The sequence below is a fragment of the Streptomyces lavendulae subsp. lavendulae genome, from assembly GCF_002803845.1.
In the GTDB taxonomy this organism is placed as follows: Bacteria; Actinomycetota; Actinomycetes; order Streptomycetales; family Streptomycetaceae; genus Streptomyces; species Streptomyces lavendulae.
Genome location: NZ_CP024985.1, coordinates 7819194 through 7841521, shown reverse-complemented (window position 1 = coordinate 7841521; position 22328 = coordinate 7819194). Strand labels below are relative to the sequence as shown.

Sequence of the window (22328 nt, the reverse complement as noted above, 5' to 3'; positions counted from 1 at the left end):
AACCGGCGCCGGGTTCCCGCCCCGTGGCGGGACTCAGAAGTTGATCATGTGGCCGGCCAGTCCGTGGACGGCCTCCTTGACCGCCTCGCCGAGGGTCGGGTGCGCGTGGACGTTGCGCGCGACCTCGTGCACCGTCAGGTCCCACTGCTGCGCCAGCGTCAGCTCCGGCAGGAGTTCGGTGACGTCGGGGCCGATCAGGTGGGCGCCGATGATCTCGCCGTGCGTGGCGTCGCTGATCAGCTTCACGAAGCCGGCCGTGTCACCGAGGCCGTGCGCCTTGCCGTTGGCGGTGAAGGGGAACTTGGCGACGCGGACGTCGAAGCCCTTCTCCTTCGCCTGCGCCTCGGTCCAGCCGAAGCTCGCGATCTGCGGCTGGCAGTAGGTCGCCCGCGGGATCATCGGGTAGTCCAGCTCCATCGTCTCCGCGTCCGCGATGGTCTCGGCGGCGACGACGCCCATGGCCTCGGCGGTGTGCGCGAGCATCAGCTTGGCGGTGACGTCACCGATGGCGTAGATGTGCGGCACCGAGGTGCGGCAGCGGCCGTCGACCTCGATGGCGCCGCGCTCGGTGACGCGTACGCCGGTGGCCTCCAGCCCGTAGCCGGTGACGTTCGGCGCGAAGCCGATGGCCTGGAGCACCTTGTCGGCCTCCAGCACCTTCGTCGCGCCGTCGGCGCCGGTGACGGTCACCCGTACCTGCGGGCCCGACTCGTCGATCGACTCGACCCGGGTCGAGGTCAGGACGTCGATGCCCAGCTTGCGGTACTGCTTGGCCAGTTCGGCGGAGACGTCCGCGTCCTCCAGCGGGGCGATCCGGTCCAGGAACTCGACGATGGTGACCTTCACGCCGTAGTTGTGCAGGACGTACGCGAACTCGATGCCGATGGCACCGGCGCCCGCGATCACGATGGAGCCCGGCACGTCCTCGGCGAGGATCTGCTCCTCGTAGGTGACCACGCGCTCGCTGCGCCGCGTGCCGGGCAGCAGCTTCGGGGTGGCGCCGGTGGCGATGATGCAGTCGCCGAAGGAGATCTCCCGGGTGGTGCCGCCCGCCTCGGCGATCCGCAGGGTCCGGTCGTCGAGGAAGGTGCCCCGGCCGTCGAACTCGGTGATCCCGTTCTTCTTCATCAGGTAGTGGACGCCCTTGACCCGGCCGTCCGCGACCCGGCGGCTGCGCCGGAACGCCTCGCCGTAGTCGAAGGACACCTCGCCGTCCACCTTGATGCCGAAGGTCTTGGCCTCGTGGGTGAACAGGTGTGCCAGCTCGGCGTTGCGCAGGAGCGCCTTGGTGGGGATGCAGCCGACGTTCAGGCAGACGCCGCCCCAGTACTTCTCCTCGACGACCGCGACGCTGCGGCCCAGCTGAGCGGCGCGGATGGCGGCGACGTAACCGCCGGGGCCGGCTCCGAGGACGACGACGTCGAAATGCTCCTGCATGGATGTATTCCTTCCCATAACAACTCGTGCGCAGGTGAGTTCACGCCCACGTTACGCCGGGTTCCGTGAGCGGGCGTTCGAAGATCACATCCAGGCTCGCAACCTTTTGCCCCGCTCTCCCCTCTCTTTGTTCGGCACGCCGACGCGGGCCGACGGGCCCGCGGGTCCTGACCGATAGCCGACAGAAGGTCTCACCGATCCATGAAGCTGACGAGTGGCGCCCCCCTCGTGCTCGCCCTGCTGTGCACGCTCCTGTTGTTCGCCCTGACGGTCTGGCTGTGGCCACGGCTTGCGAAGGGCGGGCCCCGCCGGGTGTTCGGCCGGATCGCGCTGGTCGTGGTGCTCCAGCTGCTGCTCGTGGCCTCGATCGGACTGGCGGCCAACCGGAGCTTCCTGATCTACGGATCGTGGGCCGAGCTCGCCGGGCACGCGCAGGCGCCGCCGGCCCTCGACGCGGGGCAGGGTGACGCGTCGGGCGTGAAGATCCTCGGCCGGCAGCCGGTCGACGTGCCCGGCGGCGCCACGCCGCGCGTGGGCGGCGTGATCGAGAAGGTGACCATCCAGGGACAGCGGGCCAAGACCGCCACCTCGGCCTACGTGTACCTGCCGCCCGAGTACTTCCAGAAGGGCAACGAGCACAAGACGTTCCCCGCGACCGTGGTCCTCACCGGCTTCCCGGGCACCTCGGAGAACCTGATCAAGGGACTCGACTACCCGAAGACGGCCTGGAAGCTGGCCAAGCACAAGAAGACGCAGCCGATGGTCCTCGTGATGATGCGGCCGTCGGTCATCCCCACCCGCAACACCCAGTGCGTGGACGTCCCCGGCGGGCCCCAGAGCGAGACCTACTTCGCCACCGACCTCCCGCAGGCCGTGTCGGGCACGTACCGGGTGAAGAACGTGCCGTCGAGCTGGGCCATCATGGGCGACTCCACCGGCGGCTACTGCGCGCTGAAGATCGCCCTGGAGCACCCCGAGCGCTACGCCGCCGGGGTCGGGCTGTCGGCCGACTACAAGCCGGAGATCGACGCGGACTCGGGCGACATCTTCCACGGCAACAAGGAGCAGGAGAAGCGGGCGGACCTGCTGTGGAGCCTGGACCACCTGCCGCAGGGGAAGTCCTCCTTCCTGGTCACCAGCTCCCTGCAGGGCGAGCCGAACCTCAAGCCGACGCAGCAGTTCATCCAGAAGGTGAAGGCCCCCGCGCACGTCTCGTCGATCACCCTCGACCACGGCGGCCACAACTTCAACACCTGGCGGCGGGAGATCCCGCCGTCCCTGGAGTGGGTCAGCGCCCGCCTCAACGCCGGATGACCCCCGGCTCCGGCCGTCAGGCCTGCGCCGTGGGACGGACGACGATCTCGCTGACGTCGACGCCGTCGGGCTGCTCGATGGCGTAACCGATGGCGGAGGCGATGGCCGAAGGCGGCATGGCGATCTCGTCGCGCTGCCGGACCATCGCCGCCGCCGTCTCGGGGCTCGCCCCCTTGCCCACGCCTTCCGTGTGGGTGAAGCCGGGCGAGACGAGGGTCACGCGCAGATCGGGGCCGGACTCCTGCCGCAGCCCTTCGGTCAGCACCTTCACCGCCGTCTTGGTGGCCGCGTAGACGGCCTGGGGGGACTTCACGACGTAGGCGGCGGTGGAGGCGACGTTGACGAAGTGACCCGAGCGCTGGCTCCTGAAGACGGGCAGCGCCGCCCCGATACCGTTGAGCAGGCCCGTGATGTGGGTGGCGACCATGTCGTCCCAGTCGTCCTGGCGCAGCTCGTCGAAGGGCGAGACCGCCATGGTGCCCGCGTTGGAGACCAGGACGTCGAGCCGGCCGTGGCGCTCGACCGCCGTACCGGTCAGGCGCGCGAGGTCCTCGCGGCGCCTGACGTCGACGACGACCCCGACGGCCGAGCCGCCCCGGGCCGTGATGGCTTCCACCACCGCGTCGAGCCGGTCCTTGCGCCGGGCTCCCAGTACCAGGTGGGCCCCCCGTTCGGCGAGATGGACCGCCGTCGCCTCCCCGATCCCGCTGCTGGCGCCCGTGAGTGCGATGACCTTGCCCTTGATGCCCGACATGGCCGGTCCTTTCCTGAGGGGTGCGCGCAGGTCAGTACACTGACCCACGATGGAAGTGGGGACGCCCCCACTTGACTGGAGGCTAAGTGGGGGCGCCTCCACTTGGCAACCCGGAGAGGGGACGACGAGCGCTCATGCCCGAGGAAGCACGACGGCCGTTGCGGGCCGACGCACGGCGCAACCGGGAGAAGATCCTGGCGGCCGCGGTGCGCGTATTCGCGGCGGAGGGGCTCGACGCCCACCTGGAGCGCATCGCCAGGGAGGCGGGGGTGGGCAGTGCCACGCTGTACCGGAACTTCCCCACCCGCGAGGCGCTGGTCGAGGCGGTCTACCGCAACGAGGTGGCCCGGCTGTGCGACGCGGCCCCGGCCCTGCTGACGACGGAGCCGCCGCTGCCGGCCCTGCGCGCCTGGACCCGTCTCTTCCTGGACTACGTCACCGCCAAGTACGGCATGATCGACGCCCTGCGCGCCATCGCAGAGACGGGGAGCAGTCCGTACGGCCACAGCCGGGAGATGATCCAGGCCGCCCTGGGCACCCTCATGGACGCCTGCGCGGCCGCCGGGGCGATCCGCACGGACATCGGCCCCGCCGACATCGCCACCGCCCTCGAAGGCATCGCCCTCACCTCGGCGGGCCCCGAACGGCGGCAGCGGGCGGAGCGCCTTCTCGACCTCACCCTGGACGGCCTGCAGACCCGTCCGTGAGACCCGGCGCCGACATGCCCGTACGAGGCCCTCGGAGGACCCGCCAGGACCCGTCCCGGTCGGGGCGCACGCTCCCTGATCACCTCGTACGGCGGCCGAGGCCGACGGCGACCAGCAGTGCCGCCACCGTCACCAGGGCCGCGTCGATCGCCAGCACCGTCCGGACCCCGTCGAAGAGCGAGGTCCGCGTGGTGGCCAGGACGCCGAGCAGCGGGATGCCGATGGTCAGACCGACCTGCTGGGTGGTGGTGACCAGGCCGGTGGCCAGCCCCTGCTGCGCGTCCGGCACACCGCTGGTCACGATGATCCCGTAGGAGATGATCGCGCCGAGGTGGCACATGCTCGCCACCGAGACGGCGACGGCGGCGACCAGGGCACCCGACTGCGTGCCCACGGCCAGCAGCGCGGCGGTGAAAATGCCCTGGCCGAGCAGCGAGCCGACCAGGGTGCGCCGGGCGCCGAAGCGGCCGATGAACCGGGGGGCGTACGAGCCGGCGACGGCGGAGGCCACGCCCTGGACCCCGAAGACCAGCCCCGTCAGGAACGAGGACAGGTGCAGGGTCTCCTGGAGGTACAGCGTCAGGACGAACACGACCGTCGACATCATCGAGAAGGTCACCAGTCCGCCGACGTTGCCCCAGGCGACCGTGCGGCGCTTGAGCATCGGCAGCGAGACCAGCGGCGCGGGCGCCTTCGACTCCACCACCACGAACGCGGCGAGCAGCAGGATCCCGGCCACCAGCGAGACGAGGACGTCCGTGCCGCCGAAGCCGCGCTCGGCGGCCGTGGACAGGGCGTAGATCAGCGCGAGCAGCCCGCCGGTGACGGTGACGGCTCCCGGTACGTCCAGTCGCGGCCGCTCGGGGGTGCGGGACTCGGGCAGCAAGCGGGGGGCGAGGCAGAGAACGATCACGGCGGCTGCCGCGAGCAGGCCCATCGTGGAGCGCCAGCCGAGGGTGTCGGTCATGACGCCGCCGAGCACCATGCCGACGGTGAAGCCGAGGGAGAGCAGGGTTCCGGAGATGCCGAGCGCCTTGTCGCGCAGCGGGCCCTCGGGGAAGGTCGTGGTCAGCAGGGACATGCCGGTCGGCACGACGACCGCCGCGCCCAGCCCCTGGAGGGCGCGTCCGGTCAGGAAGGAGGCGGGGTCCCAGGCGAGGGTGGCGAGCAGCGAGGCCGCGCCGAAGAGCGCCAGGCCGCTCAGGAAGAGCCTCTTGCGTCCGAAGAGGTCGGCGATCCGGCCGAAGAGGAGCAGGAAGCCGCCGGAGGGCAGGGCGAAGGCGGTGACCGCCCACTGGAGGGCGGACCGGCTCAGGCCCAGGTCCTCGCCGAGGACGGGCAGGGCCACGTTCAGGACGGAGAAGTCCAGCGCCACCATGAACTGGGCGGCGCAGAGCACGAAGAGGACGAGCCGGGCCCGTCCGGTGAGCCGGTGGCCCTCGGGCGCCACCGTGTGCGGTCCGGTGACCGCCGTCTGTGTGTCGATCGTCATGGGCACCACCTTCGCCGCCCGGGAATGCCCGTGAAGAGCGGGAACTTATCCTGTTGTTGCCACCACCAGGCAGCCGACAGGGGGAATTCCACGTGGCCACGCCGATCGACGAGCACCGCCGGAGCGAACTGCGCGCGTTCCTGATGAACCGGCGCGCGCGGATCTCGCCCGCGGAGGCTGGCCTGCCGGACGGCGGGGTCCGGCGCCGCACCCCGGGGCTGCGCCGGGAGGAGGTCGCGGTGCTGGCGGGGGTCGGGGTGTCCTGGTACCAGTGGCTGGAGCAGGGCCGTGACATCACGGTGTCCGCGCAGGTCCTGGACTCGGTGAGCCGGGTCCTGAAACTGACCAGCGCCGAGCGCCGGCACCTGTACGTGCTGGCCGGGCTCAATCCGCCGGCCCTCGAAGTCGAGCCGGGCGACCGGGACATGTGCCACGGTCTGAAGCGGCTGATCGACGCCTGGATGCCGTTCCCGGCGCACATCATGGACGTGTACTGGAACACGGTGATGTACAACGACTCCGCCGCCCTGGTCTTCGGAATGCGCCCCGAGATCGTGCAGAACTGCCTGATCGCCTTCTTCACGGACCCCATCCACCGGTCCCGCGCCGCGCAGTGGGAGGAGATAGCCCGGGAGGTGGTGGCGCAGTTCCGGGCCGCCTGCTCGGAGCACCCGCAGGACGAGGGGTTCCGGGCGGTCGTGGAGGAGGCCCGGGAACTGAGCCCGCGGTTCGCCGAGTTGTGGAAGGAACGGGACGTCCGGCCGGGCGGTCTGCTGCACAAGCGCATCGAGCATCCCGTCGTCGGCACGCTCGAAGTGGAGTCGACCCAGCTGCGCGTTCCCGCCCGCCCCGACCTGGCGATCGTGCTGCACACACCGCTGCCGGGCACCGAAACCGCCGAGAAGCTGGAGTGGCTGACCTCGCCGGAAGGGCGGCGCGGCCTGATGTACCCGGTCGCCGGGTGAGTTCCGTCGGCCCGCTGCCGGGCGTCCGTGGCCGCGGGGGGGGGCGCCATGGTGGAGGCCTCCGGCCGGGAGCCGGCAGCTCCGCCCGTCCCGACGGGCGGCGCCGGGCCCCCAGCCGTTGATCCGGGGCGCGTACGCCGGGCCTAGGTGGTGCGCCGGGAGCCGAGGACTTCGACGGCGGTGACCATGCGGTCCCAGAACCATTCGGTGTCCAGCCGTACGGCGACCCGGGCGTTGACGGGGCGGTCCAGATAGCGGTGGAGGTCCACGACCGTGGCGCCGCGCGTGTAGCGGCCGTGCAGTTCGACCGTGACGTTCGCGTCCACGACGTCGACGATCGCCGGGTCGATGACACGGGCCACCGCCACGGGGTCGTGGAGCGGCGGGTGGGGCATGCCCCACAGGCGGCTGTACGTGGAGGCGAAGAAGGCCAGCAGCTCCGAGCAGACCTGGCCGAGTTCGGTGCCCAGGCCGTCGAAGCGGGCCCGGATCTCGGGGGTGGCGAGGGCCTGGTGGGTGACGTTGAGCCCGCACATGGTCAGCGGGACGCCGCTGCGGAAGACGATGTCGGCGGCCTCCGGATCGGTCATGATGTTGAACTCGGCCGCCGGGGTGCGGTTGCCCCGTTCGGTGGACCCGCCCATGAGCACGATCTCGCGGATCCGGGCGGCGCTGTCGGGGTGGCGCGTCAGCAGCAGGGCGATGTTGGTCAGCGGGGCCGTCGGCACCAGGGTGACGGGTTCGGGGTGTTCGAGCAGGATGCGGTGGATGAGCTCGACCGCGTGCTCGGGCACCACGTCGACCGTGGGCTCGGGGAAGCGCGGTCCGTCCAGGCCCGACGCGCCGTGCACGTCGTCGGCGACGGCCAGCGGCTGGAGCAGCGGCCGTGCGCACCCGGCGGCGACGGGCACGTCGGTGATCCCGGCGATGGTGCACACGCGGCGGGCGTTGAGGGTGGTCTTCTCCAGCGTCTGGTTGCCGGCGACCGTGGTGATGGCGAGCAGGTCGATCGCGGGGTCGGCGGCCGCCAGCATGATCGCGAGGGCGTCGTCGTGCCCGGGGTCGCAGTCGATGATGATCGGGACGGGCACGGGCGGTCCTCCTCGTACGGGGCTGCTGACCTGCCCAGTCTGCCGTCGAAGGGGCGGGGCGGCCGCTCAATCCGAGCCAAAACGCGCGGCGCCCCGACCCGGTCGGCCGGGTCGGCCGGATGTGGTTGTTCCCCGGGCGCCCCGGAGCGGTGTGCGCACCGCTGCCCCGGTCACGGCCCGTGGCGGCGGGGAGGGTGAGCGGGCGGTGAGCGGGCGGTGAGCGCGTCCCGCCAAGGTCGTCCTCGTCGCCGGATCGACCGAGACCCGGCCACCGGACGAGGGAGCGGACCATGGGCATGCTGGACGGCAGGACGGCACTGGTGACGGGCGGATCCCGGGGCATCGGGCGGGCGATCGCGCTGCGGCTGGCCGCCGAGGGTGCCCTGGTCGCCGTCCACTACGGCGGCAACGAGGCAGCCGCCCGGCAGACGCTGGCCCTGATCGAGGAGGCGGGCGGGCAGGGGTTCCTCGTACGGGCGCGGTTCGGCGAATCCGACGCCGTGGGGCGGCTGTTCGACGGACTGACCGAGGGGCTGGCCGGGCGCGGCCTGGACATCCTGATCAACAACGCGGGCATGAGCTCGGGGAGTTCGGTCGACACGCTCGGCCTGGAAGAGCTGGCGAACCTGCTCACCGTCAACGTGGTCACGCCGTTCTTCGTGATCCAGCGGGCGCTGCCGCTGCTCAACGACGGCGGACGCATCATCAACATGGGTTCGACGGCCAGCCGGTTCGCCGTGACCACCCAGATCGGCTACACCATCACCAAGGCGGCGATCGAGGCCATGGCGCCCTCGTTGGCCAACGAGCTGGGCCGGCGCGGGATCACGGTGAACACGGTGGCGCCGGGCGCGGTGCGCACCGACATGACGGCCGGGTACACCGCCATCCCCGAGGTGGTGGCCGCACTGGAGTCGATCACCGCGCTCGGACGGCTCGGTGAGCCCGAGGACGTGGCCGACGTGGTCGGATTCCTGGCGGGTCCGCACGGGCGGTGGGTGACCGGGCAGACCGTGGACGTCTCCGGCGGGACCTACCTCGGCCCCTTGGGATGATCTCCGCTGATGGATAATCGCCCGCATGCGGTTCTCCATCCTGGGCGAGACTCTGGCACGGCACGACGACGGCACCGAGGTCGCCCTGGGAGGGCCGGCCCGGCGGGCGCTGCTGACCCTGTTGTTGGTGCGGCCCGGGGAGGTCGTCTCCGCCGACCGGCTGGCCGAGGAGATCGCCCCGCACGGGGCGACGTCCACGCACGCGCTGCACTCCCAGGTGTCCCGGCTGCGGGCGGCCCTGGGCCCGGCGGCGATCGAGCGCGCCGGAGCCGGATACCGGGTGACGTTCGATCAGGACGACGTGGACGCCTGCCGGTTCGAGCGGCTGGCCCAGGAGGGACGGGAGGCGCTCGGCGCCGGCGACGCCGCGCGGGCGGTCCCGCTCCTGCGCGAGGCGCTGGACCTGTGGCGGGGGCCGGCGCTGGCCGACCTCGCCGAGAGCCGGACGGCCGGGGCCGCCGCCGCACGGCTGGAGGAGGGGCGCCTCGCCGCCCTGGAGGACCGCATCGAGGCCGAGCTGCGACTCGGCGGGCACCGGGCGGTCGCGGCCGAGCTGCGCGAGCTGGTGGGCCGTCATCCGCTGCGGGAGAGGCTGGCGGGACTGCTGATCCGGGCCCTGGCCGCCGAGGGCGGGCAGGGCGAGGCGCTGGTCGTCTTCGAGGAGACCCGCCGGCACCTGGCGGACGAGCTCGGCTCGGACCCGTCGGCCGATCTGGCCGCGCTGCACAGGGAGTTGCTGAGCGCGGGCCCTTCGTCGGCCCCCGCCGCTCCCCCGGCCCAGCTGACCTCCTTCGTCGGGCGCGCCGCGGAGGTCGAGGAGGTGACCGCCCTCCTGCGGGCGGCCCGGCTGGTCACCCTCATAGGCCCCGGCGGGGTCGGCAAGACCCGGCTTTCGGTGGAGGTCGCGGCGGGCGGCGGTGACGAGGTGTGCTTCGTCGAGCTCGCCCAGCTGCGCGCGGGAGCCGATCCGGCGCAGGCGGTGCTGGGGGCACTCGGCCTGCGCGAGAGCGGGCTGCAACTGGGGCCCACCGGGCAGACGCCCGTGGAGCGCCTGGTCATGGCCCTGTCCGACCGGGCGCTGCTGCTCGTCCTGGACAACTGCGAGCACCTCGTCGACGGGGCCGCCCTGCTGGCGGGCCGGCTGCTGGCCGCCTGTCCGCGGCTGCGCGTGCTCGCCACCAGCCGCGAGCCGCTCGCCGTCACCGGGGAGAACCTCTGGCCGGTACGGCCGCTGGACGACGCGGCGGCCGCCCGCCTGTTCACCGACCGGGCCGCGGCGGTGCGGCGGGGGCCGGCGCCCGCCCCGGAGACGGTCGGCCGGATCTGCGCGGCCCTCGACCACCTGCCGCTTGCCATCGAGCTCGCGGCGGCGCGGCTGCGCACGCTGGATCCGGAGGACCTGGCGGGCCGGCTGGACGACCGGCTCGGCATCGGCGCCGCCCGCGGCAACCGCAGCGCCGAGGAGCGGCACCGGACCCTGCGGGCGATGGTCGCCTGGAGCTGGGAGCTGCTCACCGAGTCCGAGCGGCGTGCCGCGCGGCGGTTCACTGTCTTCGCCGGGGGCGCGGCCCCCGATGCGGCCCTGCGGGTCTGCGGGGCGGACGGGGAGACGCTGGAGTCCCTGATCGACAAATCGCTGCTGGAGGTCGCGGGCGGCCGCTACCGGATGCTGGAGACGATCCGCGCGTACGGGGCCGAGCAACTGGAGGCGGCGGGCGAGGAGGAGGACGTACGGGGGGTCCATGCCCTGCTCCTCCTGGACCTGGTGCGGTCGGCCGATCCGGACACCCGGGGCAGTGACCAGCTGCGCCGACTGGCGGCGCTGGCGGCCGAGCACGGGAACCTGCTCGCGGCGCTGGCCTGGACCGTCGAAGCGGGCCGCTGGGAGACGGGCCTGGAACTCCTCGCCTCGGCTTCCTCCTCCCTGTGGATCCGCGGTGTCCGGGCCTCCGTGTCCCCGCATGCGGCCGCGTTGCTGGAGGGCGTCGGCACGGCGGTGCCGGAGGGGTTCGGCGAGGAGTACGCGGTCTGCGTGCTGCTGGCCGCCGCCGGGGACGGCGGCGCGGCCGTGTGGCGCCGCCACCGCGCGCGGGCCGGGCGGGAGCTCGCCGCCGCCTGGCCGGGCGACCGGCCGGGCCGCTACCCGGTGGTGCTGCTGTCGTGGATGATGCGCAACGCGACCGAGAGCGACCCCGGTGAGGCCTTCGCCTTCGTCTCGGCCCAACGCGACTGCGGGGACCCGTGGGTACGCGCGGCCGCCCGCTACGTGGCGGGGTTCGGGCCCCTCGGCGAAGGGGACGGCGCGGGCGCGGAAGCGGCCTTCGCGGAAGCCGTGGAGGGGTTCCGGGCGGTGGGTGACCGGTGGGGCAGGGCGCTGGCACTGGACGTGCTCGCGGGCCTCGCGGGGGCGCGGGGGGACCGCGCGGGGGCCGTCGCCCTCACCGACGAGGCGCTCGCGCTGACCCAGGAGCTCGGGGCCCTGGAGGACGGCGCCGACCTGCTGGTCAACCGGGGGGACCACGTCGTCGGCGAGGACCCGGTGGCCGCCGCGGCCGACTACGCGCGGGCGGCCGCCCTGGCCCGGAGCGCCGGCAGCCCCGCGGGCCTGGCGGCCGCCCTGCGCGGACTCGGTGACATGGCCCTCCTGGAGGCCGATCCGGCCCGCGCGGAAGGCCTGTACGCCCAGGCCCTGGAAAGCGCCGACCCGCACTGGGTCAAGAGCGCGGGCAACCGGGTCCGCATCCTCGCCGGCCTCTCCCGCGTCGCCGGGCTGCGCGGCGACGAGGTCACGGCCAGGGCCCGCGCCCGGGAGGCCGCCGACTACGCCCGTACGCTGACCGGCCGCGACACCCGGGAGGCGCTGCGCGTCCTGGGCCTGCCGGAGCCCCTCACCGAGGCGGTCAGCCGGATGTGAGCGCCCGGTGAGCCGGCCCGTACAGGCTGCTCCACATGACGAACACGAAGAACACCACGGTCCTCATCTCCGGCGCTTCCGTCGCGGGCCCCGCCCTCGCCTACTGGCTCCACCGGCACGGCTTCCGTCCGACCGTCGTCGAGCGGGCCCCGGCCCTGCGCGAGGGCGGCTACGCCGTCGACTTCCGCGGCCGGGCCCACCTGTCCGTCCTCGAACGGATGGGCCTCCTGGGGGAACTCGACGCCGTCCGCACCCACACGGGCTCGATGAGCTACGTCGACACCGAGGGCCGGACCCGGGCCACCCTGCCCGCCGACCTGTTCGCGGGGGACCTGGAGGTGCTCCGCGGTGACCTCGCCCGGGTCCTCCACGACGCCACGGAGGACCACACCGAGTACGTCTTCGGGGACTCGATCACCTCCCTGACCCAGCACGCGGACGGCGTGGACGTCACCTTCGAGCACGGTGCGCCCCGCAGGTTCGACCTGGTGATCGGGGCCGACGGCATGCGCTCGACGACCCGGCGGCTCGCCTTCGGCCCGCACGAGCGGTTCGTCCGCCACCTCGGGGTCCACTGCGCGATCTTCACCACCGAGAACCACCTCGGCCTCGACCGCACGGGCCACGCCTACCGCACCGTGGGCCGGCTGGCGGCGATGTACAGCGCCCGCGACAACACCGAGGCCAAGGCCGTCTTCTACTTCGCCTCACCCGAGCTCGACCTCGACCGCCGGGACGCGGCCCGCCAACAGGACGTGCTGGCCGAGCAGTTCTCCGGCAACGGCTGGGAGTGCGAGCGGCTGCTGCGGGACATGCGGCGGGCCCCGGACTTCTACTTCGACTCCGTCGGCCAGGTGCACATGGACACCTGGTCGCAGGACCGGGTCTGCCTGGTCGGCGACGCCGCGTACTGCCCCTCCTCGCTGTCGGGGATGGGCTCGGGCCTGGCGCTCGTCGGCGCGTACGTCCTCGCGGGGGAACTGGCTGCCGCCGCGGGCGACCACCGCGTGGCCTTCGCCCGTTACGAGCAGCGGATGCGCGCGTACGCGGAGGGCTGCCAGAAGATGGGTGACGGGGTGGCGAAGCTGATGGTCCCGGGCAGCCGCTTCCTGGCGGCGTTCCTCAACCGCTACTACCGGCTCATGCCGTACCTGCCGGGAAAGGACATGGCCGCCAGGATCGCCCGCAAGGCGGCGGAGAACATCGACCTGCCCGACTACGGCGTGCGCGTGAACGAGCGGCGGTAGGTGCGGGGCATCACGCTGCCGGCGGGCACGCCCACGGAGGTCGTGGCGTTCGTGGGCGACCTGTGGTGGCGGCCGAACGGCCCGGTCGAGGACCCGATGGCCCCCGACCACGAGGTCCTGCGCCGCTCCCGGCTGCGGGTGCCGGACACCGCGGACGTGATCGTCCCGGGCCACGGCCCGGCCTTCCCGGCCGCCGGCACGGCGCCGCTGTGGGCGGCGGGCGCTGCCGTGGCCGCCGCGCCGCCCCGGTGGCGCGCGCCGATACTGGAGCCACGGACCCGGTGCCGTGCGGGGGGCGCGGGCCGGGCCGGCGTCGGCGGGAGGCGGTGAGCGATCCATGGACGCACACGCGGCGGCGGGCGGCGGGGCCCGGCCCGGCGGCGAGGTGCCGGGCCGCTACGGCACGGCCGTGTTCCGGCCCGAGCGGGCCGGTGAGGACGAGCGCATCGACCTCGGCGCGCTGGCCTACGACGAGGTCACGCTCGCCCGGCTGACGGCCCTGGGCGCGGGACCCGGCTGGACCTGTCTGGAACTGGGCGCGGGCACCGGCAGCGTCGCCCGGGGGCTGCTGACGAGGGCCGGGGTGAGCAGCGTGCTGGCCGTCGACCGCGACTGCCGTTTCCTGGCCTCCCGTCCGCAGCCGGGCCTGGCCACCCTGGAGGCGGACCTCACCGACCCCTCCTTCTCCCCCGGCCGCTTCCACCTGGTGCACGCCCGCTTCGTGCTGATGCACCTGCCCGAGCGGGAGCGGCTGATCCCCCGCTTCGCCGAACTGCTGCTCCCCGGCGGGGTCCTGGTGCTCGGCGACGCGGTGGACCTGACGAGCGCGGCGGCGCCCGCGAGCCCGTACAGCCGGGCCGTGCGCGCCATGTGGCAGGGGCTGCGGGCGACCATCGGCACCGACGTGGACTGGACGCCCCGCTACCCCGAGCTGCTGCGCGCCGCCGGGCTGACGGGGGTGGCCGCCGAGATCCACGTCCCGCCGCTGCTCCCGGGCAGCCCCATCAGCCGCTTCTGGGCCGACACCTGGGAGCGGGCCCGGACCGCGATGACCGCGACCGGGCTCGTGGACGACGCGGCCGTGGACGCGGCCGTCCGCTACCTGGACTCCCCCGACTGCGCCGCCCTGTCGCCCGGGCTGATCACCGCCTGGGGCCGGCGGCCCGGGGTCAGCGGTCCCGGGTGCCCAGGCGGGCGCTGATCAGCTGTGCGGTCTCCTCGTGCAGGCGGGCGCGCCGTGCGGGTTCCTCGACGCGGGCGAGTTCGCCCCGCAGGGCCCGTTCCGTGCGCATCACCGTGGCCCGGGGCACGGGCACCCGCTGTCCGGGCTGCTCCGTGAAGGGTCGCAGTTCGGCGGCGACGGCCTGGGCGTCGTCGAGGGCGCTGCGGCGCAGCGAGAGGAAGACGCGGGCGAGCCAGTCGGCGGGGATCTTCACCATCAAGTCGGTCATGTCAAGGGCAACGACGGGCGGTCGGCTCCGTGACACCGGCTACCCCGGCCGGCCCAGCGTTGCTCCGGTCTGACGAACCGCTCACCTGCCTGGTCCACAGCCCCGGCCGCGCCAACGGCGGCTCCGCGGCGGGGAGGGCTGGGATGGGCATCGCGTGGCGGGGAGGCCCGGCCCACGGGCGTGCCCAGTCGCCCACGCACCCGTCCCCTCACACTCCCGCGGCCCCTACGGCGGCCGGCGGGGAAGGAACTCATGAACCTCAAGCAGCATCCCGTCACGGCCGGGCGGCACCGCGTCCGCTCCCGGGTCCTCCTCGCCTCCCTGGCCGCCGCGGCGTCCCTGACCGGCCAGGTGGTGGCGATGGCTCCGGCCGCGTCCGCCCACGGGCCGGGGCCCTCGGGCCCCAAGCCGGCGCCCGCCGCCCAGCAGAAGCTGAACCCGCCGGACAAGGACAAGGACCACGGCGGGAACAGGGACGACGACAGGGACGACAGGGACGAAAGGGACGACTGGGGCAAGGAGAAGGACAAGGACAAGGACAAGAAGAAGCCTCCTCAGGTCATCCACGGGCTGCAGCAGTTCACGTCCGACAACACCTTCACCCCGCCGGCCGGCGTCACCTCGGTGTTCGTCCAGGCGTGGGGCGCCGGTGGCGGGGGCGGCGGCGGGGGCGGTGGCGGCCTCGCCCCGGCCCGTGCCTACAGCGGCGGCAACGGCGGTGGCGGCGGAGCGGGCGGCTTCACCTGGTGCACCGTCCAGGTCACCCCGCAGACCCCCTACGGGGTGGACGTCGGCGACGGCGGCGACGGCGGTGCGGGCGGTCCGGCCGCAACCGTGGCCGGCCCCGGCTCGACCGGCAGCTCCGGCACCGCGGGCACCGCCTCCTCGCTGACCCGGTCCTCGGACAACACGCTCCTGCTCAACGCGACCGGGGGCGGCGGGGGCGGCGGCGGGGGCGGCGGCGGTCTCGTCGACGGCGCCAACGGCGCGGGCGGTCCCGGCGGCACCGGCTGGTGCTCGACGGGCGGCGTCAACCTGAACGGCGGCAACGGCAGCTCCAACGGCACGGGCGGGGTCGCCCCCGACGGCATCGTCGGCCTGCCGCCGAACACCGTGATCGGCGGCAACGGCGGCGAGCGCGGCACCGGCGGCGAGGCCGCCCGGCCCGGCGGGACCGGCAAGGACGGCGGCAACGGGTACGTGGTCATCTACTGGTGACCCCGCCCGCCGGCCCCGCCCCCGCGGCGGGGCCGGCGGTACCCCGCGCGGCCCGTCAGTGGATGACGCTGAAGCTGCGCCAGGGCAGGGAGACCGGGGCCGTCACGTTCGAGAGGGTGGTGGCGACGTAGATGCCGTCCGCCTTGTCGGTCTTCTGGCAGTTCTCCGTCCGGTACAGGACGACGTCGACGAGGGTGTTGTTCTCGACGTGGGTGGCGCCCCGCGGCAGGTTGATGCGGTGGCAGCCGTTGACGTTGGTGTTGGAGTACGACAGCGCGACCGGGGAGTCGTGACCGCGGAAGGTGAGCATGCCGACCGTGCTCCGGCCCAGGCCCGAGCAGGCGGTGGCGGTGAGCAGCAGGGCTGCGACCCCGGTGATGACGCCGGTGCGCCGGTGGTGGGACATGGCGGATCCTCGTCTGTGCGGTGGTGGCTCTCCTGCCCGCAGCCTGCACCGACGGCGCTCCGGCGGCATCCGTTGCGCGGCCGGCCGGATGAACCCGGTCCGCGACCGGCGGGGCACCCGGCACGGCCGGTCAGGCCCGGTCCTCCCCGTACGGCCGCCGCTTCGCCCAGGCGATCACCGTACTGAGCGCGAGGAGGGCCGCGCCCCACAGGCCGGCCTTCCAGGGCCGGGTACGCCCCTGGAGCTCCGGGGACACGCGGTGCGCCGGGTCGAAGGCGACGCGGATCCGCTGTCCCCGCTCGGCGACGGGCCGGTCCTCCTTGAGTTCGGCCGGGTAGCCTCCCGGGCAGTCCAGTTCGAACCGGTACACCGTCCGGTTGGGCGGTGCTCCCTCCCCCGCGGAGCTCTGGATCCTGGTGCGCACCTCGCGCACCGCGCAGGTGGCGGCGGCCGTGCGGGCCGCCGCCTGGTCGGCCGCCGCCACGGCCAGCAGCAGCCCCAGGGCCAGCAGCAGCGCCCCGAAGAGGCCGCCGGTGCCACCGACGAGCACGGAGTACGCCGCGCAGACGCCGAGGACGAGCACGGCTCCGCCGACCAGGGCGACCGCCCCGGAGGGCGCCGAGGAGCCCGCGAAGCACCAGCTCGCCCATCCGTACACGGCCCCGGCGGCGAGGCCCGGCAGGGCCACCGTGGCCGTCCGCCACCACGGCCGGACCATCTCTGTCATGAACACCACCCCCGCAGGGGGACGCCCGCCACCCCGCCGCCGGTTGCCGCCATCGGCGGCGCGTGCCGGGCACGGGGACCGGCGCGGGGTTACCTTCGGCGGCATGGACGGTGATCGCCGGGAGTGGCGCCAGTGCCTGCTCGCCGGGGCGGTGTTCGCCGTGTGCATGGCGGGCACCACGCTCCCGACCCCCCTCTACGGCCTCTACCAGCAGAAGTTCGGCTTCTCCGAGCTGACCGTCACCGTCGTGTACGCGGTCTACGCCTTCGCCGTCATCGGGGTGCTGGTGCTCGCCGGCAACGCCTCGGACGCCGTGGGGCGGCGGCCGGTGCTGTGGACGGGCCTGGCGTGCGCGGCCGGCAGCGCCGTCTGCTTCCTGTGCGCCTCGGGGCTGGGCTGGCTGTACGCGGGACGGGTCCTGTCGGGCTTCTCGGCCGGGCTGTTCACCGGCGCGGCGACGGTGTTCGTGATGGAGCTGGCCCCACCCGGCGGTACCTCCCGGGCCACATTCGTGGCGACGGCCGCCAACATGGGCGGGCTCGGCTGCGGTCCGCTGCTCGCCGGACTGCTCGCGCAGTACGCCCCCTGGCCGCTGTACCTGCCGTTCTGGGTGCACCTCGCGCTGGTGGCCTGCTCGGCCGCGGTGCTGGCGGGGCTCGCGGAGACCGTACGGGAGCGGCGCCCGCTGAGCACCGTACGGCCGCAGCGGCTGCGGCTGCCCGCGCAGGTGCGGCCGGTGTTCGGACCGGCGGCGATCGCCTCGTTCGTGGGGTTCGCGCTCTTCGGGGTGTTCACCTCGGTCAGCCCGGCGTTCCTCGCCGAGTCCCTCGGCATCCACGACCCGGCGGTGAGCGGACTGGTCGTCGCGCTGGCCTTCTTCGCCTCGACCGCCGGACAACTGGCGGTCGGCCGGGTGGGGGTGCGGCGGTCGCTGCCCCTGGGCTGCGCGGGGCTCCTCGCGGGGCTGGCACTGCTCGCGGGAGCGCTGCTGTGGGACTTGCTCGTGCTGGTGGTGCTGAGCGCGCTGGTGGGCGGCGTGGGACAGGGGCTCGCCTTCCGGGGGGCCCTGTCCGCGGTGGCCGGGGCCTCGCCGCCGCACCACCGGGCGGCGGTGATCTCCACCCTGTTCGTGGTGGCGTACACGGGCATCTCGGTGCCGGTGATCGGCGTGGGGGTACTGACGGGCCCGCTCGGGCTGGAGGGCGCCGGGCTGGTGTTCATCGCCTGCATGGCCGTCCTGGTCTCCGCGGCGGCGCTCTACCTGCTGCGCCGCCCCGTACCGGCCCCGGCGCCGTGAGGACGGCCGCCCGGCCGTTCCTCAGGTGCCGATCGTGACGTTGCCGAGCCGGCTGACCACGGCCGGGTCGCGGTGGTCGAAGAACACCGACTGCCCGGTGTCCAGGGCCGCGACGGCCGCCATCTCCTCGTCGGTGAGCGCGAAGCCGAAGACGTCGAGGTTCTGCGCCATCCGCTCCGGGCGCACCGACTTGGGGATCACCACGACCTGTCGCTGGACGAGCCAGCGCAGCACGACCTGCGCCACCGACCTGTCGTGCGCGGTGGCGATCCGGGTGAGCACCGGGTGGGTGAAGAGGTTGCCCCGGCCCTCGGCGAAGGGGCCCCACGACTCGATCTGGACCCCGCGCCCGGCCATCAGCCGCTGGTCTTCGGTGCGCTGGTGGAAGGGGTGGGTCTCGATCTGGTTGACCGCCGGGGTGATCTCGTTGTGGTCCATCAGGTCCAGCAGCCGGTCGGGGTGGAAGTTCGAGACCCCGATGGCCCGGACCAGCCCCTCGCGCTGGAGGTCCTGCATGGCGCGCCAGGAGCCGTAGACGTCCCCGTACGGCTGGTGGATCAGGTAGAGGTCGAGGTGGTCCAGGCCGAGTCTGCGCAGCGAGGTGTGGAAGGCGCGCCGGGCCCTGTCCTCACCGGCGTCGGAGATCCAGAGTTTGGTGGTGACGAACAGCTCGTGGCGCGGGACGCCGCTGCTCCCGAGCGCCCGGCCGACGGCCTCCTCGTTGCCGTAGGCGGCCGCGGTGTCGAAGGAGCGGTACCCGGCGGCGAGGGCTTCGGCGACGGCCCGCTCGGTCTCCTCCGGCGGGATCTGGTACACGCCGAAGCCGAGGATCGGCATCTCGACGCCGTTGTTCAGGGTGACGCTCTGCATGCGGGGTCCTTACGGGGGGACGTGCTCGGGACGGGGCCGGTGCCCGGACGGACGCCGGCCCCTTTCCGCAGCGGTACCCCGCGGGCGGCGCCACCTCCCGGCGGGTGCTCCATGTGGCCGCCTCCCGCGACCGGTGCCGTACGGGCCACCACTGACGGTCCGGCAGGGAGCGGTAGCCGATCGGGTGACGCGCGGGCGCGGTGGGCGTGGCCGGGCGCGCCCGGCGCGGCGGGTCTGGCTAGCGTGGTCCAGCGCCTCCCGTCCCCGTCCCCCAGCCCCGCGGAGCAGGTCCATGACCACCACCCCCCTCACCTCGCTCACAGGGAACTACTCCCTCGACCCCGCCCACACCCAGATCGGGTTCGTGGCCCGGCACGCCATGGTCACCAAGGTCCGCGGGGCCTTCAACGAGTTCGAGGGCACCGCCCACCTGGACGGCACGGATCCCTCGAAGTCGTCGGCGACGGTCACCATCAAGGCCGCCAGCATCGACACCCGCAACGAACAGCGCGACGGCCACCTGCGCACCAACGACTTCCTGGACGCCCCGAACTTCCCGGACATCACCTTCGTGTCCACGGGCGTGGAGCCGCTGGACGACAACCGCTTCCGCGTGACGGGCGACCTCACCATCAAGGACGTCACCCGGCCGATCGGCATCGAGTTCGAGTACCAGGGCGCTGCGACCGACCCGTTCGGGAACCTGCGGGTGGGGTTCGAGGGTTCGGTGCCGATCAGCCGCAAGGAGTACGGCATCACCTGGAACGCGGCCCTGGAGGGCGGCGGTGTCCTGGTGGGCGACAAGGTCGTCCTGGAGTTCGACGTGTCCGCGATCCGGCAGGCCTGACCCGGCCCGCTCCCCGCCGCGGGAGGAGGGGGCTTTGCCGCCGGGCCCGGATCGGCCATGATCGGGCGGTGACACCTCTCGACGAACGTCTGACCGGCCTGTGGGACAGCGCGCCCCTGGAACAGGGCGCCATGGAAGCCAGTGCGCTCGTCTTCCTGCCGGACGGCCGGGGCTGGAGCCGCTTCGAGAGCTTCAGCTCCGAGCTGAGCGTCGGCCGGTTCCACTGGCACTGCCCCGGTCCCGGCCTGCTGGAACTGCGCTACACGTGGCGGGTCGACGGACAGTGGGGCCCCGACGCGGACGGCTTCGCCGTCGTGGAGCACAGCGGCCCGGACGGCGAACTGATCCGCACGGGGTACCGGGTGGACGGCGGGACCCCGCCGCCTTCCGCGGCCCCCGGGGCGGGCGGCGCCCCGGCCCGGCTGACGCTCGATCACCCGGTGGAGCTCGCCCGCGCCTTCGCGCATCTGCGCCGGCCCGTGGGGCCCGCCGACGACCCGTCGGCCGCCGTGCTCCCGTACCCTCAGGAGCCCGGCAGGACGCCCGGCTCCTGAAGGAGGACCACGGGGAGGGGACGCCGGTGCGGCAGCTGCCGACGTCGGTTCACCAGCGGACGGGCAGCTCCCGTACGCCCCTGATCAGCATGCCCGGCACCCAGGCCAGCCCGGCCTCGTCGGCGTCGGAGGTGAGACCGGGGAAGCGGGCCAGCAGGGAGCGGAGCGCGATGCGGCCCTCCAGCCGGGCGAGCGGCGCCCCGAGGCAGTGGTGCAGGCCGTGGCCGAAGGCGATGTGGCCACGGGCGTCACGGCGGATGTCGAAACGGTCCGGGTCGGCGAAGCGCGCCGGGTCCCGGTCCGCGTCGGCCATGACGATCAGGACGGCGGAGCCGGCCGGGATCACCACCCCGCCCATCTCGACGTCCTCCAGGGCGAGCCGGTCGGTGGAGGTCTCCACCGGCCCGTCGTAGCGGAGCATCTCCTCGATCGCCCCTTCCACCAGGCCGGGGTCGGCGCGCAGGTCGGCGAGCTGGTCGGGGTGGGCGAACAGCGCGCGCATCCCGCCGCCGATCATGTTGACGGTGGTCTCGTGCCCCGCGATGAGGAGCAGGACGCACATGCCGATGAGCTCCTCGGGCGAGAGGCGGTCGCCGCCCTCGTCGACGGCGTGGATCATCCCGCTGAGGAGGTCGTCGCCGGGCGCGGCGCGCTTGGCCCCGATGAGCTCGACGAGGTACCCGGGCATCTCCGCGTAGGCGGCGGCCTCGGCCTCCGGGCTGGTGCGGGCGACCATCTCGTTGGACCAGCCGCGGAACGCCGCGCGGTCCAGTTCCGGTACGCCGAGCAGCTCGCAGATCACGGTCATGGGCAGCGGGAAGGCGAAGGCGTCCACCAGGTCGGCCCGGCGCTCCGGGAGCGCCTCCATGGCGTCCAGCAGTCCGTCGGTGATCTCCTGGATCCGCGGGGCCAGGGCCTCGATGCGCCGGGGGGTGAACCCGCTCGCCACCAGGCGGCGCAGCCGGGTGTGGTCCGGCGGTTCGGTCATGAGCATGTGGGCGAGCGCGGGGTCGTCCTGCCCTGTGTTGATGATCCGGCCGATGTCGCCGGAGCGGCGCCAGTCGCGGCTCAGCCGGGGATCGGTGAAGGCCGTGCGGCAGGCCTCGTGCCCGACGACCAGCCAGACGTCCTGGCGGTCCGGGGTGAGGACGTGGTGCACGGGCCCCTTTGCCCGCAGCCGTGCGTAGACCGGATACGGGTCACGGACGAAGTCCGGATCGAGTTCCAGCAGATCGATCATGTCGGGCCGGGTCGCCATTCCATTCCCCCTGAATCGAATGCGTCGCGGAGTCGCTCCGCGGATACATGTATCCCCCACAGTAGTTACGCCGATACGGGCGCACCCGGAAGCCCCTTGCCGCATCCGCCTCGGTCCCGCGGCCCGCTGTGACTCCGCCCACCCTCCCTTGACCGGGAAAAGAAGGGTTACCTAACTTCGAGGTATGACCCCCCACGACCCGACGCCCCCCACCGGCCCCCACGGCCCCACCGAGCCCGGTGGCCCCGCCCTGGTGCCCTTCGACGTCGACCTCTCCTCCCAGGAGGTGGCCCGGCGCGCCCAGGTGATGGCCGCCCTCGGCCCCGACTGGGACCCCATCGAGGTGCTGCGCGGCGAGGAGGCGGCGTACGACCTGCTGTACTCCGGACTCGACGCGGAGCAGCAGCGCGTGTACGACGAGCTCGTAGCGGCCGGAGTGCTGCCCGCGCGCGGGGGCGGCCGTGCTGCCGCTTGACCCGCAGGCCGACATCGGGCGACGCGCCTGGGTGGCCTGCCCCAACTGCGACGACGCCCGCGGATGCGACCCGTGCGGCGAGCGCCGGAGCTGCTCGGAGCACTGGCGCTACCTGCTCTCCAACACCGGGAGCCTGCTCCACCTCCAGTGCCCTGCGTGCACCCACGTCTGGGAGCACGAGAGCGGCTTCGGGGCCACCCGCTCCCCGTGGCGGCGCATCGGCAGCGGCCTGACCGGCCACTGACGCGC

General features: G+C 73.7%; 23 protein-coding genes. 14 read left to right on the top strand and 9 right to left on the bottom strand.

Annotation, left to right across the window (positions count from 1 at the left end; all coding sequences use genetic code 11):
- Positions 1-33 precede the first annotated feature (33 nt).
- A complete protein-coding gene (gene lpdA, locus SLAV_RS35120; protein ID WP_030230089.1) occupies positions 34-1437 on the bottom strand; it encodes a dihydrolipoyl dehydrogenase in 1404 nt (467 codons plus the stop codon).
- A 201-nt stretch (positions 1438-1638) separates the two neighbouring features.
- Between lpdA and SLAV_RS35115 the strand changes: the two genes are divergently transcribed.
- On the top strand, positions 1639-2751 hold the full coding sequence (locus tag SLAV_RS35115; protein WP_030230087.1) for an alpha/beta hydrolase: 1113 nt from the start codon (positions 1639-1641) through the stop codon (positions 2749-2751).
- 16 nt (positions 2752-2767) lie between these two features.
- On the opposite strand, the gene SLAV_RS35110 is transcribed toward SLAV_RS35115, so the two are convergent.
- Complete coding sequence (locus tag SLAV_RS35110) at positions 2768-3505, bottom strand: SDR family oxidoreductase (protein ID WP_030230085.1); 738 nt, start codon at positions 3503-3505, stop codon at positions 2768-2770.
- 134 nt (positions 3506-3639) lie between these two features.
- Between SLAV_RS35110 and SLAV_RS35105 the strand changes: the two genes are divergently transcribed.
- The gene (locus SLAV_RS35105) at positions 3640-4212 is read left to right on the top strand and encodes a TetR/AcrR family transcriptional regulator (protein WP_030230083.1); all 573 of its coding nucleotides are present in this window, start codon (positions 3640-3642) and stop codon (positions 4210-4212) included.
- Between the two features lie 79 nt (positions 4213-4291).
- Here SLAV_RS35105 and SLAV_RS35100 read toward each other — a convergent pair whose 3' ends face one another.
- The gene (locus tag SLAV_RS35100; RefSeq protein ID WP_030230081.1) at positions 4292-5704 is read right to left on the bottom strand and encodes an MFS transporter; all 1413 of its coding nucleotides are present in this window, start codon (positions 5702-5704) and stop codon (positions 4292-4294) included.
- 143 nt (positions 5705-5847) lie between these two features.
- On the opposite strand from SLAV_RS35100, the gene SLAV_RS35095 reads away from it, so the two are divergent.
- The gene (locus SLAV_RS35095; protein WP_051840996.1) at positions 5848-6669 is read left to right on the top strand and encodes a helix-turn-helix transcriptional regulator; all 822 of its coding nucleotides are present in this window, start codon (positions 5848-5850) and stop codon (positions 6667-6669) included.
- Between the two features lie 143 nt (positions 6670-6812).
- Here the strand turns inward: SLAV_RS35095 and SLAV_RS35090 are convergent, their stop codons facing one another.
- Positions 6813-7760, bottom strand: coding sequence for a nucleoside hydrolase (locus SLAV_RS35090; protein WP_030230078.1), 948 nt, complete (start codon positions 7758-7760; stop codon positions 6813-6815).
- Positions 7761-8050: 290 nt separating this feature from the next.
- Between SLAV_RS35090 and SLAV_RS35085 the strand changes: the two genes are divergently transcribed.
- From SLAV_RS35085 to SLAV_RS35065, 5 genes are read left to right on the top strand one after another with little or no spacing between them, the layout of a single operon-like run.
- Complete coding sequence (locus tag SLAV_RS35085; RefSeq protein ID WP_030230076.1) at positions 8051-8815, top strand: SDR family oxidoreductase; 765 nt, start codon at positions 8051-8053, stop codon at positions 8813-8815.
- Between the two features lie 25 nt (positions 8816-8840).
- Positions 8841-11729 carry an ATP-binding protein gene (locus tag SLAV_RS35080; protein WP_030230074.1) on the top strand — a complete coding sequence of 963 codons (2889 nt, stop codon included), beginning with the start codon at positions 8841-8843 and terminating at the stop codon, positions 11727-11729.
- Positions 11730-11764: 35 nt separating this feature from the next.
- Positions 11765-12976, top strand: a complete 1212-nt coding sequence (locus SLAV_RS35075; RefSeq protein WP_030230072.1) for an FAD-dependent monooxygenase — start codon at positions 11765-11767, stop codon at positions 12974-12976.
- Complete coding sequence (locus tag SLAV_RS43425; RefSeq protein ID WP_030230070.1) at positions 12977-13306, top strand: MBL fold metallo-hydrolase; 330 nt, start codon at positions 12977-12979, stop codon at positions 13304-13306.
- A 7-nt stretch (positions 13307-13313) separates the two neighbouring features.
- Positions 13314-14177 carry a class I SAM-dependent methyltransferase gene (locus SLAV_RS35065; protein WP_030230069.1) on the top strand — a complete coding sequence of 288 codons (864 nt, stop codon included), beginning with the start codon at positions 13314-13316 and terminating at the stop codon, positions 14175-14177.
- Here SLAV_RS35065 and SLAV_RS35060 read toward each other — a convergent pair.
- The gene (locus SLAV_RS35060; RefSeq protein ID WP_030230068.1) at positions 14146-14427 is read right to left on the bottom strand and encodes a hypothetical protein; all 282 of its coding nucleotides are present in this window, start codon (positions 14425-14427) and stop codon (positions 14146-14148) included. The genes SLAV_RS35065 and SLAV_RS35060 overlap by 32 nt on opposite strands.
- A 252-nt stretch (positions 14428-14679) precedes the next feature.
- Between SLAV_RS35060 and SLAV_RS41865 the strand changes: the two genes are divergently transcribed.
- Entirely contained in the window at positions 14680-15645 is a 966-nt protein-coding gene (locus SLAV_RS41865; protein WP_037687357.1) for a hypothetical protein, read from the top strand.
- Positions 15646-15700: 55 nt separating this feature from the next.
- On the opposite strand, the gene SLAV_RS35045 is transcribed toward SLAV_RS41865, so the two are convergent.
- Positions 15701-16051 carry a hypothetical protein gene (locus tag SLAV_RS35045; RefSeq protein ID WP_030230066.1) on the bottom strand — a complete coding sequence of 117 codons (351 nt, stop codon included), beginning with the start codon at positions 16049-16051 and terminating at the stop codon, positions 15701-15703.
- Between the two features lie 130 nt (positions 16052-16181).
- On the bottom strand, positions 16182-16778 hold the full coding sequence (locus SLAV_RS35040; RefSeq protein ID WP_158740670.1) for a hypothetical protein: 597 nt from the start codon (positions 16776-16778) through the stop codon (positions 16182-16184).
- Positions 16779-16881: 103 nt separating this feature from the next.
- Between SLAV_RS35040 and SLAV_RS35035 the strand changes: the two genes are divergently transcribed.
- Positions 16882-18075: an MFS transporter gene (locus SLAV_RS35035; RefSeq protein ID WP_030230064.1), complete on the top strand. Its 1194-nt coding sequence runs from the start codon at positions 16882-16884 to the stop codon at positions 18073-18075.
- A gap of 21 nt (positions 18076-18096) precedes the next feature.
- Here SLAV_RS35035 and SLAV_RS35030 read toward each other — a convergent pair whose 3' ends face one another.
- Complete coding sequence (locus SLAV_RS35030; RefSeq protein ID WP_030230063.1) at positions 18097-18945, bottom strand: aldo/keto reductase; 849 nt, start codon at positions 18943-18945, stop codon at positions 18097-18099.
- 292 nt (positions 18946-19237) lie between these two features.
- Between SLAV_RS35030 and SLAV_RS35025 the strand changes: the two genes are divergently transcribed.
- Both SLAV_RS35025 and SLAV_RS35020 read left to right on the top strand, forming a co-directional pair.
- Complete coding sequence (locus SLAV_RS35025; protein WP_030230062.1) at positions 19238-19792, top strand: YceI family protein; 555 nt, start codon at positions 19238-19240, stop codon at positions 19790-19792.
- A gap of 68 nt (positions 19793-19860) precedes the next feature.
- A complete protein-coding gene (locus tag SLAV_RS35020; RefSeq protein WP_037687356.1) occupies positions 19861-20346 on the top strand; it encodes a hypothetical protein in 486 nt (161 codons plus the stop codon).
- Positions 20347-20395: 49 nt separating this feature from the next.
- Here SLAV_RS35020 and SLAV_RS35015 read toward each other — a convergent pair whose 3' ends face one another.
- Positions 20396-21604, bottom strand: a complete 1209-nt coding sequence (locus tag SLAV_RS35015; protein ID WP_030230060.1) for a cytochrome P450 family protein — start codon at positions 21602-21604, stop codon at positions 20396-20398.
- A 184-nt stretch (positions 21605-21788) separates the two neighbouring features.
- Here SLAV_RS35015 and SLAV_RS35010 point away from each other — a divergent pair, with 184 nt between their 5' ends.
- Positions 21789-22079, top strand: coding sequence for a DUF6400 family protein (locus SLAV_RS35010; protein ID WP_030230059.1), 291 nt, complete (start codon positions 21789-21791; stop codon positions 22077-22079).
- Positions 22066-22323, top strand: a complete 258-nt coding sequence (locus tag SLAV_RS35005) for a hypothetical protein (protein WP_030230058.1) — start codon at positions 22066-22068, stop codon at positions 22321-22323. The genes SLAV_RS35010 and SLAV_RS35005 overlap by 14 nt, the downstream gene beginning before the upstream one ends.
- Positions 22324-22328: the final 5 nt, after the last annotated feature.

Coding starts and splice junctions, on each gene's coding strand:
- SLAV_RS35110 (WP_030230085.1), bottom strand. CDS start 3,505: ATGTCGGGCATCAAGGGCAAGGTCATCGCACTCACGGGCGCCAGCAGC.
- SLAV_RS41865 (WP_037687357.1), top strand. CDS start 14,680: ATGAACCTCAAGCAGCATCCCGTCACGGCCGGGCGGCACCGCGTCCGC.
- SLAV_RS35095 (WP_051840996.1), top strand. CDS start 5,848: ATGAACCGGCGCGCGCGGATCTCGCCCGCGGAGGCTGGCCTGCCGGAC.
- SLAV_RS35030 (WP_030230063.1), bottom strand. CDS start 18,945: ATGCAGAGCGTCACCCTGAACAACGGCGTCGAGATGCCGATCCTCGGC.
- SLAV_RS35010 (WP_030230059.1), top strand. CDS start 21,789: ATGACCCCCCACGACCCGACGCCCCCCACCGGCCCCCACGGCCCCACC.
- SLAV_RS35065 (WP_030230069.1), top strand. CDS start 13,314: ATGGACGCACACGCGGCGGCGGGCGGCGGGGCCCGGCCCGGCGGCGAG.
- SLAV_RS35060 (WP_030230068.1), bottom strand. CDS start 14,427: ATGACCGACTTGATGGTGAAGATCCCCGCCGACTGGCTCGCCCGCGTC.
- SLAV_RS35100 (WP_030230081.1), bottom strand. CDS start 5,704: ATGACGATCGACACACAGACGGCGGTCACCGGACCGCACACGGTGGCG.
- SLAV_RS35085 (WP_030230076.1), top strand. CDS start 8,051: ATGGGCATGCTGGACGGCAGGACGGCACTGGTGACGGGCGGATCCCGG.
- SLAV_RS35075 (WP_030230072.1), top strand. CDS start 11,765: ATGACGAACACGAAGAACACCACGGTCCTCATCTCCGGCGCTTCCGTC.
- SLAV_RS35080 (WP_030230074.1), top strand. CDS start 8,841: ATGCGGTTCTCCATCCTGGGCGAGACTCTGGCACGGCACGACGACGGC.
- SLAV_RS35040 (WP_158740670.1), bottom strand. CDS start 16,778: ATGACAGAGATGGTCCGGCCGTGGTGGCGGACGGCCACGGTGGCCCTG.
- SLAV_RS35045 (WP_030230066.1), bottom strand. CDS start 16,051: ATGTCCCACCACCGGCGCACCGGCGTCATCACCGGGGTCGCAGCCCTG.
- SLAV_RS35105 (WP_030230083.1), top strand. CDS start 3,640: ATGCCCGAGGAAGCACGACGGCCGTTGCGGGCCGACGCACGGCGCAAC.
- SLAV_RS35035 (WP_030230064.1), top strand. CDS start 16,882: ATGGACGGTGATCGCCGGGAGTGGCGCCAGTGCCTGCTCGCCGGGGCG.
- SLAV_RS35015 (WP_030230060.1), bottom strand. CDS start 21,604: ATGGCGACCCGGCCCGACATGATCGATCTGCTGGAACTCGATCCGGAC.
- SLAV_RS35115 (WP_030230087.1), top strand. CDS start 1,639: ATGAAGCTGACGAGTGGCGCCCCCCTCGTGCTCGCCCTGCTGTGCACG.
- SLAV_RS35025 (WP_030230062.1), top strand. CDS start 19,238: ATGACCACCACCCCCCTCACCTCGCTCACAGGGAACTACTCCCTCGAC.
- lpdA (WP_030230089.1), bottom strand. CDS start 1,437: ATGCAGGAGCATTTCGACGTCGTCGTCCTCGGAGCCGGCCCCGGCGGT.